This window comes from Pseudomonas fragi (assembly GCF_025426255.1).
GTDB lineage: Bacteria > Pseudomonadota > Gammaproteobacteria > Pseudomonadales > Pseudomonadaceae > Aquipseudomonas > Aquipseudomonas kulmbachensis.
The window spans coordinates 2,777,047-2,791,124 of the sequence record NZ_CP104861.1 but is presented as its reverse complement, the minus strand read 5'-3'; the positions used below and the strand labels follow the sequence as shown (position 1 = coordinate 2,791,124).

Below are 14,078 nucleotides of genomic sequence, written 5' to 3'. Positions count from 1 at the left end.
GGCAAACTGTCTTTTCTTTGCGCCTGAAAACGGGCCAGGAACGCTAAAGGGAGCACATTTTTTTGCACGACTCTGACGTCTGATTCTGGCCGATTTCTGCCTGTCGCGAAGTGCAGAAATCGACCCGGAGCGGACGCCAAGGATTGCCGGCAGGGAGAGTTTCCTGATGCCTTTGTGCGCCGTATAGTGGCAATACTTTTTCGGTCAAAGGAATGGCTATGAACCCGCTAAGCGGCCTACCCGTCGGTGTAATCGGCGACCGTGACACTGTAAATGTCACGTCGCATTGCGCGAAAAGGGGAACGCCATGCGTGCAGGCGTGATTCTTGCCGGGATTGGCACCATGTTGGCGCTGTTGTCTGCATCGCCAGCCCAGCCTGCACCGCTGCCGCCAGTCACTGTCAACCAGGGTGGTATCTCAGTGCTGGTACAAGGCTCGGGAACAGATATCATCTTAATTCCAGGATTTGCGTCGTCCTACGAAGTCTGGGCTGATTTGGCCTCCAGATTACGGCACAGCCACCGTCTCCATCTCGTGCAGGTAGCTGGCTTTGCCGGCTCGCCTGCCGTATCCAATCCAGACGGGAGAGTCGTCGCGCCGACGGTCGAAGCGATCGCTGAATACATCCGCAGCCAGCGCATCGAGGCGCCGGTCATCATCGGTCATTCGTTGGGTGGTGAGGTGGCACTGATGCTGGGTGCGCGTCATCCCGATCAAGTGGGACGCCTGATGATTGTCGATGCGATGCCCTTCTATACGTTGCTCTTTGACCCCTCCGCGACCAGTGAAACGGCGATCCCGCATGCTGCAGCGATGCGCGATGCAATGTTGGCGGCAACGCCTGAGCAGGCGCACGCCATGCAGCAGGCCGCCATCGCCCGTCTCGCTAAAACTGAAGCGGTCAGGCCAGGCCTGGTCGCAGCGGGGATGAACTCGGACCGAAAGACGATGGCCGATGCCATGTATGAACTGATGATCACCGACCTCCGGCCTGAGCTTGAACGCATCAAGGTGCCTGTCGAGGTCGTCTATGCCTACGACCTGCTTTACGGCGTAGAGGCATCCCACATTGATGCAATGTTCCATAACGCCTATGCCTCGACCCCCAACATCAGCTTCAGGCGCATTGACGGCAGTTTTCACTTCATCATGCTTGATCAGCCAGAACTGTTCGCCAGTGCTGTCATCAAGTTCCTGAACCGGTGAGCGACGGCGGGGTAGCTAGAGCGATGAATCACCGTTAAAGGGCACAGGATTCGTTGACGTGCTTGCAGGTCACCGACCGTCCGTTTTTGGCCAAAAGTGGTTGTTCGCGAGCGGCAGCTATCGGCCCAGAGCGTGTAAAAACGCGTCGCCAAAATTGAAGTGTGCGCTTCTACGTTAAATCTGGAATTTATCGGCACATCTGCAGATGTGGATTTTCCGTAGAAGCGCGACTTCCAGTCTGGTTTTGAGTGCCTGTCGCACTGAAAAACGTTTTTACACAGCCTCGGCCAAAAGCAGACGTTTAGCCTTATGTCTCAATCATTCATAATGATTGCTCGATTAAAAGCGAAAATTAATGCGTTTATGTTTGATCAATACTTGAAGCGATGGGAACTGACCATCGACGGTGATGCTTTCGTCTCGCTGAATGGCAATCTACTTCCCGTTCGCCACTACGGCATGCCCGCCATGCTCAAAATCTCGCAAGAAGTGGAAGAGCAAGCAGGCAATCTGCTCATGGCTTGGTGGGATGGTGAGGGGGCGGCGCCCGTGTTGAGACATGATGGCGAGGCCTTACTGATGGAGCGCGCGAGCGGCTCGGCCTCGCTTACACACATGGTGAGCTGCGGCCAGGACGATGAGGCTACTCGCATTCTCTGTGCGGTGGTCAGCCGCCTTCACACACCACGCGCAAAACCGGTGCCTGCTTTAGTCCCACTGGTGCAACGGTTCGAAGCCCTATGGAGCGCAGCGGCAACGCACCGAGGGGTATTTGTACAATGCGCGAAAACCGCTCGCGAACTCCTGGATGCGCCGCGCGACTTAAGGGTACTGCATGGTGACATCCATCACGGCAATGTGTTGGACTTCGGATCTAAGGGGTGGCTCGCTATCGATCCTAAGGGACTGTACGGTGAGCGCGGCTTCGATTACGCGAATATTTTCTGCAATCCCGATATCAAAAGCGCTTTGGCCCCAAGTTGTTTCGCGCGCCGGATCGGTATCGTGACACAGGCATCCGACATCGATCGCCACAGGTTATTGCAATGGGTGCTCGCGTGGGCCGGGTTGTCAGCAGCCTGGATGCTCGAGGACGGCATTGAGCCGGCCATCCCCCTTGGGGTGGCGAAGCTTGCAGCGTTGGCGCTTGGGTTGTGAGTTTTACGGTAGGGCAAGGCCAAGAATAATGTTCTGCCGACCCAATAATGCAAGTAGCCTTGTTTTCATTTTGATCCTCTAGACGCTGAAGCATAAGTGGAGTGTCCACGTTCCGCGTTTGGCACGACCTGCCCGTTACGCTAGCCAAAGTTATCGCTTTACTCCTGAGTTGTGCGACGACCGATTCCGGGCTGGTGAGAGGGATGGTGTGCGGTTCCCGTGATGTTGCAATCAATTCAGCATGAGTAAAAACCATAGGTGAACTCAAGGTACGGCATGCAGCTGAGAGTGTCGGGCGCGAGGTGTTTGGCAGTGGTATGAGCTTGGGGTTTTGTACTTTGGCAGGACGCCAGGGGGAGGGGCGAAAATCAAAAATTGCGGAACAGCTTTCAGAATTGCGGAACAAAAAACAAAGGGCCTGCATGAAGAATCTCATGCAAGCCCTTGATTTGTTTGGTGCCCGAAGCCGGAATCGAACCGGCACGCCCTTACGAGCGGGGGATTTTAAGTCCCATGCGTCTACCAATTTCGCCATTCGGGCGGTAGCGCTGTAAAGCGGGTCAGGAAGGAAGGTGCTTTAACCAGTAAAGTACTCAGTGCCTGCGTGACAGGTGGACGAATATATAGAGCCTGCGCCGATGAGGCAAGTTCGATAGCGGTCATTTGTACACATTTTTTTGCTCGGTGACGGGATAAAACCGTCGAAAAATCATAGATATATGGAACGAGCTTGGTTTAATCCCGGTAAATCGACCGTTTCGTGGGAGTCATGCCTATTGCTGTTTCGGCTTATGTTGCCGGGCTGGGCTAGGATGCTTGCACGACTGTTACAGAAGTGGGTGTGATGAATACAAGTGTGATTTACGCATTGGCAGCTGCCGCGCTGTTTGGCGCCAGTACTCCGTTGGCCAAGGTGCTGGGCACTGAAGTGCCGCCTGTGATGCTGGCCGGGTTGTTGTATTTGGGCAGTGGCTTGGGCCTGCTGCTGGTGCGTTGCATTCGCGACCGCGGCTGGTCAGCGTCTGGCTTGAGTGCAAGTGAGTGGCCCTGGCTGGTCGGTGCGATTGTATTTGGCGGAATTCTGGGGCCTGTGGCCCTGATGTTCGGTTTGACGCTCACCAGCGGCGCGACGGCTTCGCTGATGTTGAATCTTGAGCCCGTGCTGACTGCATTGTTGGCGTGGGTGGTGTTCAAGGAAAACGCTGACCGGCGGATTGTGCTGGGGATGTTGGCGATCATTGCCGGGGGCGTTGTGTTGTCGTGGCCCTCGGAGGCGGCAGCGGGGGAGTCGCACTCCTGGTTGGGGCCGCTGGCGGTTGCCTTTGCCTGTTTGTGCTGGGCGGTTGATAACAATCTGACGCGCAAGGTGTCTGCCTCTGACGCGCTGTTTATCGCCGGGGCCAAAGGCTTGTTCGCGGGGCTGGTGAACTGCACGATTGCATTCACGCTAGGGGCCAAGCTTGTGCCGCTAGCCGTGCTGAGCCCGACACTGCTGATCGGGTTTTTAGGCTATGGCGTGAGCCTGGTGCTTTTTGTGCTGGCATTACGCGGCCTGGGGGCTGCGCGAACCGGAGCGTATTTTTCGACAGCGCCTTTTTTGGGCGCGGCGATTGCCATTCTGGTGCTGGGGGAGTCGGTATCGCTGCTGTTTTGGCTGGCAGCAGCCTTTATGATTTTCGGGGTCTGGCTGCATCTCACGGAACGCCATGAGCACGAACATGAGCATCTGTCGCTCGAGCACACTCATCGCCATACCCACGACGAGCATCATCAGCATGAGCATGCCGAGGATGCTTCTGTGGATGGGCCCCACAGTCATGCGCATCAACATGTCGCGATCAGGCACAATCACCCGCATTTTCCGGATATTCATCATCGACATCGGCATTGAGTCGCGGTGTACAGGATTGCACCAGATGGACGCTTAACCCACTGATTTAAATGGAGCTATAGATCACGCATGTTTGAGCACATCGACTTCAATTACTTGCTGGCAACCTATGGCTATCTGGCCGTCTTTATCGGCTGTTTGCTGGAGGGTGAAACCATTCTGATCCTGGGAGGGATGGCTGCGCACCAGCATGTGCTCAAGCTCTTGCCAGTGATCGGTTACGCCAGCCTGGCGGGGATGCTGGGCGACCAGTTGCTGTTCTGGGCTGGCCGATATTTTGGTGCTCGACTATTACCGCGGCTGCATAAACAGCAGGCTGCCATTGATCGTGTGACGCAACTGATCAACCAGTACCCGACCGTGTCGATTTTCTCGGTGCGTTTCTTGTATGGCATGCGTCTTGTTGGGCCTATGGTGATCGGTGCGTGCAAGGTCTCGCCATTGAAATTCACCTGCATCAACGCCTTGGGCGCTGCCGCATGGGCAACGCTGTTTGCCAGTGCCGGGTATTGGGCCGGGGAGTTTTTGGAAGGTGTGCTGGGCGACCTGAAACCGTATCGTTTGCCTATTGCACTGGGTGTAATTGTGCTGATGGCGGTTGTAGCAATGGCCCGTTACTACAGAGCGAAAAACCGCACCGTCAAATCACTCTGACATGGCTGCTCAAGCATTTTGCGTTCATCTTTCCATGAGCGAGCGATCTGGACCGCAGTTGCAAAAAACAAACATGGAAGGCAAAGTCCGAGTACCCGGTTGCGTGACTGGGCCCTTGGCCTAAGCTCTGAATGACAGGCTCAACGCCAAGGGTTTCAAGGCATTGGCAATACGCTCGCGAAGCCGGTCCGATAATAAAAGGAGGTCTGGATGTTTATCCGTTTATTGATCCTCGCCAGTGTGCTGGTGACTGGCACAGTGCAGGCTGTTGAAGTTCCCAACCCCCTTGAGCAGGACCGCGGCAAGTTTCGCCCGCTGGTCATCGTTGCCCGTGCAGATGCCGATCCAACGCTGGTGACCCTCAAAAAAGCGCTTGAAGACCCTGCCACCAAGCAGGCATTTAACGAGCGCAATATGGTGCTTTATACGATTGTCGGGATTACCGGCAAGCGTGATGGCAAGGACCTTGAACCCCAGAGCACGATGTCGCTGATTCGCGGGCTCAAGCCGGGGATGATCATTGATAAGGCCAAGGTGATCCTGATCGGCAAGGATGGTGAGAAGAAGGTCGAGACGGTCGGCGACGTTGACCTTAACGAGCTGTTTAAAACCATCGATGCCTTGCCCGTGGCTGAAAAGGAAACGCAGGCCCCGGTGGCGGTTGAGACTCCAGCCAAAGGCGTTGCGGCGGGCAAGTCGGCCAAGCCGGTAAAACCGGCGAAACAGGTCAAGGCCCTGGACGATTGAAGGCCATTAAAAAGCGCTCAAAAAAAGGCCCGCTGGGGGGAGCGGGCCAAATGGGATTCATTAAAGGAGTGGGGCCAATCTAGACTTGATGATGTGAACGTGACGTGAAAAGGCTGTCGTAAAAACGCAATCCACTTTCAATGTGTGCGGTAAAAATAGAGCCCATCTGTAGCGCTCTGCCAAGCCGGTAATCCTATAGGGTGAGTTCACCGCTCCTCTGACTGCCGGATAATCCCATGCCGTTTTCCCTCGAATTGATTTCTGCCTTCGCACTGTTTGCGTTTGTGTCCTCCATCACCCCCGGCCCCAATAACACCATGTTGCTGGCCTCCGGGGTCAACTTCGGATTCCGGCGCACCATTCCCCATGCCCTGGGTATCAGCTTTGGCTTCATGTTTCTGGTACTGGCGGTTGGTCTGGGGCTGGGCGGGGTGTTCAAGGCCGTGCCCATGGCCTATACCGTGCTGCGATACCTGGGAGCGGCGTACTTGCTGTATCTGGCCTGGAAAGTTGCGACCTCGGGGCCGGTTTCCGAGTCGGATTCGGCCCAGGGCAAGCCTTTGGGCTTCTGGGGTGCGGCGGCTTTTCAGTGGGTCAACCCCAAGGCTTGGGTAATGGCCATCGGTGCAATTACCACCTACACCCCGTCCCAGGGTTATATCGCCAATGTGTTCATCATTGCGCTGGTCTTTGCCATCATCAATTTACCCAGCGTGTGCGTCTGGGCGGGCTGCGGCAGTGCGCTACGCAACGTGCTGACCAAACCCAAATGGTTGCTGGCTTTCAACCTGACAATGGCGATTCTGTTGGTGGTGTCGCTGTATCCGATTCTGTTTGAGGTTCATTGAGCCATTCCTGGCTAAGGGTGGCCGTATCGCCAAGGTATTCCAGCAGCCAGCTCATGGCCGGGGAATGATTTTTTTGCGACCAGGCTATGCAGGAAGGACTGGCCGGGAAGGGGCGTTGCAAGTTCAGGGCAACCAGTTTGCCTTGCTCGATCAAGGGCTGCGCCAGATGGGCAGGCACCATGCCGACACACATGCCATCGCTGAGGCAGGCCAGCCCCGCGCTCCAGTCGGGCACCATCATTCGGCGCTGGTTGTCCAGGGTCCAGGTGTCACGTTTGGGCAGGTTGCGTGAGGTGTCATCCATGCACAGCGCGGGGTAGGGGCGTAGATGATCATCCCCGAGCAACCCGGCAACCGAGGCCAGCGCATGCTGTGGGCTGGACACACACAGCCAGTGCATAAAGCCCATGTCGCGAAAGGCGAAGCTGCCCGTCACTGGCACCGCGCGCGTGGCACCGATAACTATGTCGGTACGACCGTCGACCAGCGCATCCCACACTCCGTTGTACACCTCGTACTGAACGATCAGCTCCACATCCGGAAAGTGACGATAGAAGTCGATCAGCATTTGCTGGCATCGCGGATGCTTGATGATCGAGTCCACAGCCACTCGCAACTGGCCGCTCCAGCCGTTTGCAACCTGCTGGCACAGGCGCCGGGTGCCGAGCATTTTTTTCATCACGTCGCGGGCTTCCTTGACAAACATCTGCCCGGCGGGCGTCAGCTCCACATCACGATGACGACGAACAAACAACGGCACCGCCAACCACTGTTCCAATTGGCGCACGGTGTAGCTGACGGCGGAGGGCACGCGATGCAGCTCCTGAGCCGCGCCACTGAAACTGCCGTGGCGAGCCACGGCATCAATTACATCCAACGAGTATTCAGACCACATGGGTTTGCCTTCAAAAAATTTGATGCTAGTTGGCAATTATTATCGCTTCACAAGCAAATCCTCAGCCGGATAATACGCGCCAGTCAACAAATTGTTTGATGGCAAGTTTTTGGGTGCACATGAAGAACTCTTTTGGTTTTACCTGTTATCTCGCGGGGCTCAGCATGCTGGGCTATCTGGCGATGGATATGTATCTGCCGGCATTCGGCACGTTGCGCAGTGAATTAGGGCTGTCCGCCGGTGCAGTGGGGGCGAGTCTAAGCATCTTTTTGGCCGGTTTTGCCTTTGGCCAGTTGCTTTGGGGGCCGCTGTCGGACCGCCTTGGGCGCAAGCCGGTGCTGCTGGCAGGTTTGTCGCTGTTCGCGTTGGGGTGTGCCGGGATGTTCTGGGTCGATAACACCGTGCTGTTGCTCAGCTTGCGGTTTATCCAGGCCATTGGTATTTGCGCGGCGGCTGTGACCTGGCAAGCGCTGGTGATTGATCGCTACCCGGCCGATAAAGCCAATCGCGTGTTCGCCGGGATCATGCCGCTGATGGGGCTATCACCGGCCTTGGCCCCTCTGCTGGGCGCCGTGGTGTTGAGCCACTTGGGCTGGCAGGCGATTTTCGCGGTGTTGCTGGGCCTGGCGGTGTTGCTGATCGTGCCCACGCTGCTGCTCAAGGAAAGCCCCCGTTCAACGCCAAAAGCTGTTGCACAGTCGAAGGTGAGCTATTGGCAGATCCTGCGCTCGGCAAATTTCAGCGGTAACGTGATGATCTTCGCTGCGTGTTCGGCCAGCTTCTTTGCCTGGTTGACGGCATCGCCGTTTATTCTCGGTGACATGGGCTACAGCCCAAGCGATATCGGCTTGAGCTACGCGTTGCCGACTCTGGCGTTTATGGTGGGTGGTTACGGCTGTCGCAGTGCCTTGCAGCGGATCAGTGGTCGCACACTGTTGCCCTGGTTGCTGGTTGCCTACTGCGCGAGCATGGTGGGGCTGTACCTGGTCGCGACTCAGACCGAGCCAACGTTGGCCACCTTGCTGATTCCGTTCTGTCTGATGGCGCTGGTGAACGGTGCGAGCTATCCGATTGTGGTCGCCAATGCACTGATGCCGTTTTCGCAAAACTCCGGTAAAGCAGCGGGTTTGCAGAATACCTTGCAGCTTGGGTTGTGCTTTCTGGGCAGCCTGCTGGTGTCGACCTTTATCAGCCAGCCACTGTTGATCACCGTTGAGGTGATGCTGGCAACTGCGCCACTGGCGGTACTGGGGTACTTGATTCAGCGCCGCAAGGCCAATGCCCAGGCATTAGCCACCTCCTGAATGTAGCCGCTGGGGTCCGCAGCGCAGCCAGCGGCAGCGGCGACAGGTGAAGGGGGATCAGGCGATGTCCACCAGCACGATCTCGCTGTCTTCAATCGCCGTTACCCGCAGCACCGACTCGTCTACTGCGGCCACGCCGTCCCGGGCGCTGGCTCGCAGGCCGTTGACCTCGATCACCCCTGTGGCAGGCACCAAATAGGCACGGCGACCACTGTCCAGTTGGTACTCGGCGGTTTCTCCGGCTTTGAGGTTGGCTGCAACCAGTCGGGCGTCAGCGCGGATGCGCAGGCTTTCATGGTCGCCATCCTTGCCGCTCGCCAGGGTCACGAAGCCTTCGCGCTGACCTTTGGGGAAAGGCTTGGCACCCCACGCCGGGGCATCGCCTTGCTGATTCGGAATGATCCAGATCTGGAAGATTTTGCTCGGCGTCGACTCCAGGTTGTATTCGCTGTGCGCAATCCCGGTACCCGCACTCATGACCTGAACATCGCCTGCTTCGGTGCGGCCCTTGTTGCCCAGGTTGTCTTCGTGGCTGATTGCGCCTTCGCGGACATAGGTAATGATCTCCATGTCGCGGTGCGGGTGCTTCGGGAACCCGGTGCCAGGGGCGATGATATCGTCGTTCCATACCCGCAGGTTGCCCCAGTTCATCCGCGCTGGATCATGGTACTCGGCGAACGAAAAGTGGTGATGGGCGTCCAACCAACCGTGGTTTGCGCCGCCCAGGGTGGCGAAGGGTCTGAGTTCAAGCATGATAGGTCTCCTGCGTGGGTCGTGAACGGCTACCCGGTTGATGATGGAATGATTCTCCAGCATCAACATATCGATAAAAAGCTTAAAAAATGCGTTAAACCAATCTAGTTAATCGATGTATTCGAGCATCAGTAAATCGCTATTTACCTTCACTGCATGCTCTAAACGGCTGATGCTCAAGCAATTAGCTAGATCTCAACGCACAATGCGGCGACCATAGCCCATCCGCCCGGACAGCCTCACACCCTGGAGTCAGCGTGCCGCAACACAATCCCGATCTGCCTGATGAACTTGCCCCCATTACCCAATTGCCCTTGCTCAAGCGTCTCGCGGCGCGATTGTTTGGCAGTGGTTTAAGCCGCTTGCGCGCACAACATGCGGCGTCCTGGCTACAGGGCCAGGCTGACGGGTTTCGCAGCGGGCATAGCGCCGGGGTTGATTACGGCTATGCCGAGGGCCATGTCGAAGGGCTGGAAGAGGGCCGCCAGGTGCTGTTTATCAGTGACACGCGTGCGCAGGAACTGCGTGCCCCCGGTATTGATGACAACCTGTTCGATGACTGGCGGCTGCCGCTGGGCCCCGAGCTGAAAAAACAGATCAAGGCCGATGTTGCCGCGATCCTGCCCGAGCACGCTCAGCCCAGCGCGGCGCAGTGGAAGATGATTTTCAGCGATACGCCGTCGACCTCGGTGGTTGCCGGCGCTGGGGCAGGCAAGTCGACGTCGCTGGTGTTGCGGATCTTGCTGTTGACCCACTACCTGGGTTTTGAGCTCGATTCAATGACCGTAGTGACCTTTACCCGCGAGTCGCGCAAGGACTTCATCAAGAAGCTGCAGGAAATCTTTGCTCTGTGGGGCCGTACACTGTCACTCAAGGAAGCACGTGATGTGGTGCGCACGTTCCACTCGCGGATTCTGCCCATGGTGCGCAGCTTGCCCGGCTACGCTCAATTGCAGGCATTCGAGACCCTGAATACGCGCAGCTTGCTCAACGACGACGATACCGACAGCAACCCGTTTGACTTGCGCATCAACGATGCTCAGCGTCAGCAGCTCAATGCCTGCTTTCACGAGCTTTACAGTGGTGATGAGCGCTTCCGCCAGACCCTGGCACCGCTGCGCATGCACGCCTTGCAGCTCAAGGAGCTGGAGCGTGACCACCCCGATGTGCAAAAGCGCATGGCCGTGACCGAACTGGCCGCCAAGCGTGACGAAGAACTCTGCGATACCCTCGAAGACCTGTGGTTTGCCGCCGGGGCGTGGCCGATCAAAGGTATCGAGCCCAATCGCGAAACGGTCGAGATCAATGGCTCGCAGTTCCATTGTCACGGCTATATTGCCGAGCTGGATGCGTGGGTGGTGCTGGGCTTCGACCCGCGTGAGAATCCGCAGATCTGCCGTCCCGGAGCCAAACTCAGCGTGCGCGCCGAGTGGGCGGTCAAACGCACTCTGTTTCAAGCTTTCTGTAATAAGCCATTGATTTGGTTGGAAAATTACGATTCTGCAAAGCGTGTTGTAGGCTCGCTGGCCGGTGATGCCAGCGCCGGTCCGGGGTTTGATTACAAACTCAAGGGCGAGTTGGGTTCGGCGCCGTTGCTCGACAGTTTTGTCGCGGCGGCAAGTTTTATCGAAAACCTGGGGCTCGACGTGGCAGCTGCCGTGGCCGATATGCGCTTTGCCAAGGATGATCCGGATCGCTTTTTCTTCGAGGCCCTGAGCCTGTACTGGCGGGCGCTCGAAGCTCACCTGCTGGCACAGACCCCGCCGGTCATGACTTACAACCGCATGTTCTCGTTGTTTGGCGAGAACACCCCGCAGAACTTCAAATTGCTGAGCCATGCACAACTGCGCCCGCTGTCGCACTTGATGATTGACGAGTTTCAGGACGTCTCGCCGCAGATCGTATCGTGGCTGCGCGCCAGCTTGCGCGAGATCCGCAGCCGTGGCCCGGCGATGCATGTGGGGCGCGGGGCCCAACGCTCGTCGTTGTTGTGTGTAGGGGATGACTGGCAATCGATCTACGGCTGGCGGGGCAGTTCGCCCAAGTACTTTATGGAGTTCAACAAAGAGTTCCCGTCGCCTGCCACCACTAGGGTGATGCTCAGCGACAACTTTCGTAGCCATCAACACATCATCGATGCCGCCGAACATATCGTCCGTGCTGCGCCATCGATCCCTGGTAAACGGGCCAAGGCCAGCGGCGAACCCAAGACTCCAGTTCCGGTGAGTGTCTTGCACCGCGACGATCAGGGGTTGGCTGCGCGCTTGATCGAGCATTACAACGCAGGCGATAGCATCTTAATGTTGTATCGAAAAAGCAGCGATAAGTTATTGATAGAAAAGGGTATACAGTCTGTAGTTAATGTAGATTCGAGATTGGCACCAGAAGACCGCAGGTTAAAACAACTGACCTATCACAGCTCCAAGGGCTTGCAGGCGGATGCTGTTTTCCTGTTGGGTGACTGTCAGCATCTGACATCGTCCCCGTACAAGAATCAGGTGTATCGCATGGCGGGCCTGGGCAAGGACGGTGACCCCGAGCCGTATGACAATGCGCAGAAAGACGAAATCCTGCGCCTGGCCTATGTGGGTATCACCCGGGCGGTAAAACATTGCTACTGGTATCTGGAAAGTCAGGATGCCCAGGGACCGAATATCCCCAAAGCCTCGGACCGCGTGCCCCAGGGCAAAGCGTTTTTTGATGATTTGCGGCTAAATAACAACAATCAGTAGAAGGAACTCGTTTTGATTAACACCCTGCTTACCAAAAACAATAGTGCCCGTGTGATCGGTTTGGCAGCGCTGGCCCTGTGGATGGGAGGGTGCAGTAACGAGCAGCCGCCGCAGCAGAAAACCGCCGAATTGCCACCTGCGCCCGAGATATCCTCGGGTTTTCGCTCCGACATGATCCCTGTACACGCAACCCGACACATGGCAGCGGCAGCGAACCCTCTGGCAACCGCCGCCGGGCAACAGATGCTGCGAAAAGGCGGGTCTGCGATTGATGCAGCAATAGCCATGCAAGCAGTACTGGCACTTGTAGAGCCCCAGGCCAGTGGCATTGGTGGCGGTGCTTTTATTCTGTACTGGGATGGCGAGCGGGTGCAGGCCTTTGATGGTCGTGAGACGGCCCCGGCAGGTGCCGGCACCGGTATGTTTCTCGGGGCAGATGGCCAGCCAATCCCCTTTGCGGATGCCCAGATAGGCGGGCGTTCAGTCGGGGTGCCAGGGGTGCTCAGAGCACTGGAAATGGCCCATCAGCAACATGGCAAACTGCCTTGGCATGACCTGTTCCAACCGGCTATTCAATTGGCTAGCCAAGGCTTTCCTGTGTCCCGCCGATTGCACGGTCAAATCGCCGCCGACAAATTCATTGCCGACTCCCCGGAAATGGCCAAGTACTTCCTGACCCCTCAAGGGCAAGCTCTGCCAGTCGGTACATTGCTGAAAAATCCGGAACTTGCACGTACCCTGCAAGCCATTGCCACTCAGGGCGCGGACGCGTTTTACCAAGGGCCAGTCGCCCAGGCAATGGTGGACAAGGTCAGGTCCCACGCCCGTCCCGGCACACTGTCCCTGGCCGATGTGAGTGGTTACCAGGCTCAGGAGCGCAAGCCTGTCTGTGGTGACTATAAGCAGTGGCAAGTTTGCGGCATGCCGCCGCCGTCTTCGGGTGGTGTCGCCGTGTTGCAGACCTTGGGCATTCTCGAAGCCCTGCAAAATAAATCGCCAGCGCTGGATCTGGCTGCGATGCCGCCCGTGCCAAGCAACTCTGGCGCAGGTCTGGAGCCTTCGGTGTCTGCGGTGCACCTGATCGCCGAGGCAGAACGTCTGGCCTACGCGGATCGGGCGCTGTATCTGGCGGACAGCGCTTTCGTGCCCGTCAATGTGAAAGGGCTGACTGATAAAGCCTATTTCAAGACACGGGCTGCCCTGATCGGAGACAAGAGCATGGGGCGCGCCAAGGCGGGGGTTCCAGCGGGAATCAACCTAGCACTGGCTCCCGATCGATCCCCATTGCGTATATCCACCTCGCAGATAGCCGCGGTCGACGACCAGGGCGGGGCCATATCGATGACCACCTCGGTTGAAGCTGCGTTTGGTTCCCATGTGATGACCAATGGTTTCATTCTGAACAACCAGCTGACTGATTTCTCGTTTGTGCCTGAGGAAAATGGCAAGCCGGTGGCCAATCGCATCGAACCAGGCAAACGCCCACGTTCTTCAATGGCCCCGACCTTGGTGTTTGACCGTAAAAGTGGCGAGTTAGTCGCAACCATTGGCTCGCCTGGCGGCTCTCAGATAATCGAATACGTCAACAAGGCGGTGGTAGGCCTGCTGGACTGGAAACTGAACCCGCAGGACGCCATCAGTCTTGCCAACTTCGGCAGCCGCAATGTCGGCACGGAGCTCGAGGCGGGTCGTGTCAGCCCTGCGCTGGTGCAGCAGTTGCAGGACCGCGGGCATGAGGTCTCGCTTATCGAGATGACCAGCGGTACGCAGATCATTGTGCGGGATAAAGATGGCTGGGCAGCCGGCGCTGATCCGCGCCGCGAAGGCACTGCACTGGGGGATTGAATACAGCGCCTGTAGCAGCTGCCGAAGGAACGAGGCTGCGTTCG

General features: G+C 57.3%; 11 protein-coding genes and 1 tRNA gene. 9 read left to right on the top strand and 3 right to left on the bottom strand.

All coding sequences use genetic code 11. The features are described 5' to 3' along the window. Positions 1-307: 307 nt before the first annotated feature. Together N7D90_RS12710 and N7D90_RS12705 are read left to right on the top strand one after the other, a co-directional pair. Complete coding sequence (locus tag N7D90_RS12710) at positions 308-1,207, top strand: alpha/beta fold hydrolase (protein ID WP_261738346.1); 900 nt, start codon at positions 308-310, stop codon at positions 1,205-1,207. Between the two features lie 363 nt (positions 1,208-1,570). Next, on the top strand, positions 1,571-2,365 hold the full coding sequence (locus N7D90_RS12705) for an aminoglycoside phosphotransferase family protein (protein WP_261742434.1): 795 nt from the start codon (positions 1,571-1,573) through the stop codon (positions 2,363-2,365). 454 nt (positions 2,366-2,819) lie between these two features. Here the strand turns inward: N7D90_RS12705 and N7D90_RS12700 are convergent. Next, positions 2,820-2,906 (bottom strand) — tRNA-Leu (locus tag N7D90_RS12700). Between the two features lie 303 nt (positions 2,907-3,209). Here N7D90_RS12700 and N7D90_RS12695 point away from each other — a divergent pair. From N7D90_RS12695 to N7D90_RS12680, 4 genes are all read left to right on the top strand, one after another. After that, positions 3,210-4,256, top strand: coding sequence for a DMT family transporter (locus N7D90_RS12695; RefSeq protein WP_261738345.1), 1,047 nt, complete (start codon positions 3,210-3,212; stop codon positions 4,254-4,256). A 69-nt stretch (positions 4,257-4,325) separates the two neighbouring features. Continuing rightward, on the top strand, positions 4,326-4,910 hold the full coding sequence (locus N7D90_RS12690) for a DedA family protein (protein WP_261738344.1): 585 nt from the start codon (positions 4,326-4,328) through the stop codon (positions 4,908-4,910). Between the two features lie 210 nt (positions 4,911-5,120). Continuing rightward, positions 5,121-5,657 carry a DUF4174 domain-containing protein gene (locus tag N7D90_RS12685; protein ID WP_261738343.1) on the top strand — a complete coding sequence of 179 codons (537 nt, stop codon included), beginning with the start codon at positions 5,121-5,123 and terminating at the stop codon, positions 5,655-5,657. 236 nt (positions 5,658-5,893) lie between these two features. Next, a complete protein-coding gene (locus N7D90_RS12680; RefSeq protein ID WP_261738342.1) occupies positions 5,894-6,505 on the top strand; it encodes a LysE family translocator in 612 nt (203 codons plus the stop codon). Here the strand turns inward: N7D90_RS12680 and punR are convergent. After that, the gene (gene punR / locus N7D90_RS12675; protein WP_261738341.1) at positions 6,441-7,400 is read right to left on the bottom strand and encodes a DNA-binding transcriptional activator PunR; all 960 of its coding nucleotides are present in this window, start codon (positions 7,398-7,400) and stop codon (positions 6,441-6,443) included. The genes N7D90_RS12680 and punR overlap by 65 nt on opposite strands. A 119-nt stretch (positions 7,401-7,519) precedes the next feature. On the opposite strand from punR, the gene punC reads away from it, so the two are divergent. Further along, positions 7,520-8,704, top strand: a complete 1,185-nt coding sequence (gene punC, locus N7D90_RS12670) for a purine nucleoside transporter PunC (RefSeq protein ID WP_261738340.1) — start codon at positions 7,520-7,522, stop codon at positions 8,702-8,704. A 57-nt stretch (positions 8,705-8,761) separates the two neighbouring features. On the opposite strand, the gene N7D90_RS12665 is transcribed toward punC, so the two are convergent. Beyond that, a complete protein-coding gene (locus N7D90_RS12665; RefSeq protein WP_261738339.1) occupies positions 8,762-9,457 on the bottom strand; it encodes a pirin family protein in 696 nt (231 codons plus the stop codon). 257 nt (positions 9,458-9,714) lie between these two features. Here N7D90_RS12665 and N7D90_RS12660 point away from each other — a divergent pair, with 257 nt between their 5' ends. Then, a complete protein-coding gene (locus N7D90_RS12660) occupies positions 9,715-12,189 on the top strand; it encodes a UvrD-helicase domain-containing protein (RefSeq protein ID WP_261738338.1) in 2,475 nt (824 codons plus the stop codon). Positions 12,190-12,270: 81 nt separating this feature from the next. Further along, entirely contained in the window at positions 12,271-14,034 is a 1,764-nt protein-coding gene (gene ggt / locus N7D90_RS12655) for a gamma-glutamyltransferase (protein WP_261742433.1), read from the top strand. Positions 14,035-14,078 lie beyond the last annotated feature (44 nt).

What these genes read in the sequence shown, in the direction of transcription:
- punR (WP_261738341.1), bottom strand. Translation starts at nt 7,400, where the DNA reads ATGTGGTCTGAATACTCGTTGGATGTAATTGATGCCGTGGCTCGCCAC.
- N7D90_RS12710 (WP_261738346.1), top strand. Translation starts at nt 308, where the DNA reads ATGCGTGCAGGCGTGATTCTTGCCGGGATTGGCACCATGTTGGCGCTG.
- N7D90_RS12665 (WP_261738339.1), bottom strand. Translation starts at nt 9,457, where the DNA reads ATGCTTGAACTCAGACCCTTCGCCACCCTGGGCGGCGCAAACCACGGT.
- ggt (WP_261742433.1), top strand. Translation starts at nt 12,271, where the DNA reads ATGGGAGGGTGCAGTAACGAGCAGCCGCCGCAGCAGAAAACCGCCGAA.
- N7D90_RS12695 (WP_261738345.1), top strand. Translation starts at nt 3,210, where the DNA reads ATGAATACAAGTGTGATTTACGCATTGGCAGCTGCCGCGCTGTTTGGC.
- N7D90_RS12680 (WP_261738342.1), top strand. Translation starts at nt 5,894, where the DNA reads ATGCCGTTTTCCCTCGAATTGATTTCTGCCTTCGCACTGTTTGCGTTT.
- N7D90_RS12685 (WP_261738343.1), top strand. Translation starts at nt 5,121, where the DNA reads ATGTTTATCCGTTTATTGATCCTCGCCAGTGTGCTGGTGACTGGCACA.
- N7D90_RS12690 (WP_261738344.1), top strand. Translation starts at nt 4,326, where the DNA reads ATGTTTGAGCACATCGACTTCAATTACTTGCTGGCAACCTATGGCTAT.
- N7D90_RS12705 (WP_261742434.1), top strand. Translation starts at nt 1,571, where the DNA reads ATGTTTGATCAATACTTGAAGCGATGGGAACTGACCATCGACGGTGAT.
- punC (WP_261738340.1), top strand. Translation starts at nt 7,520, where the DNA reads ATGAAGAACTCTTTTGGTTTTACCTGTTATCTCGCGGGGCTCAGCATG.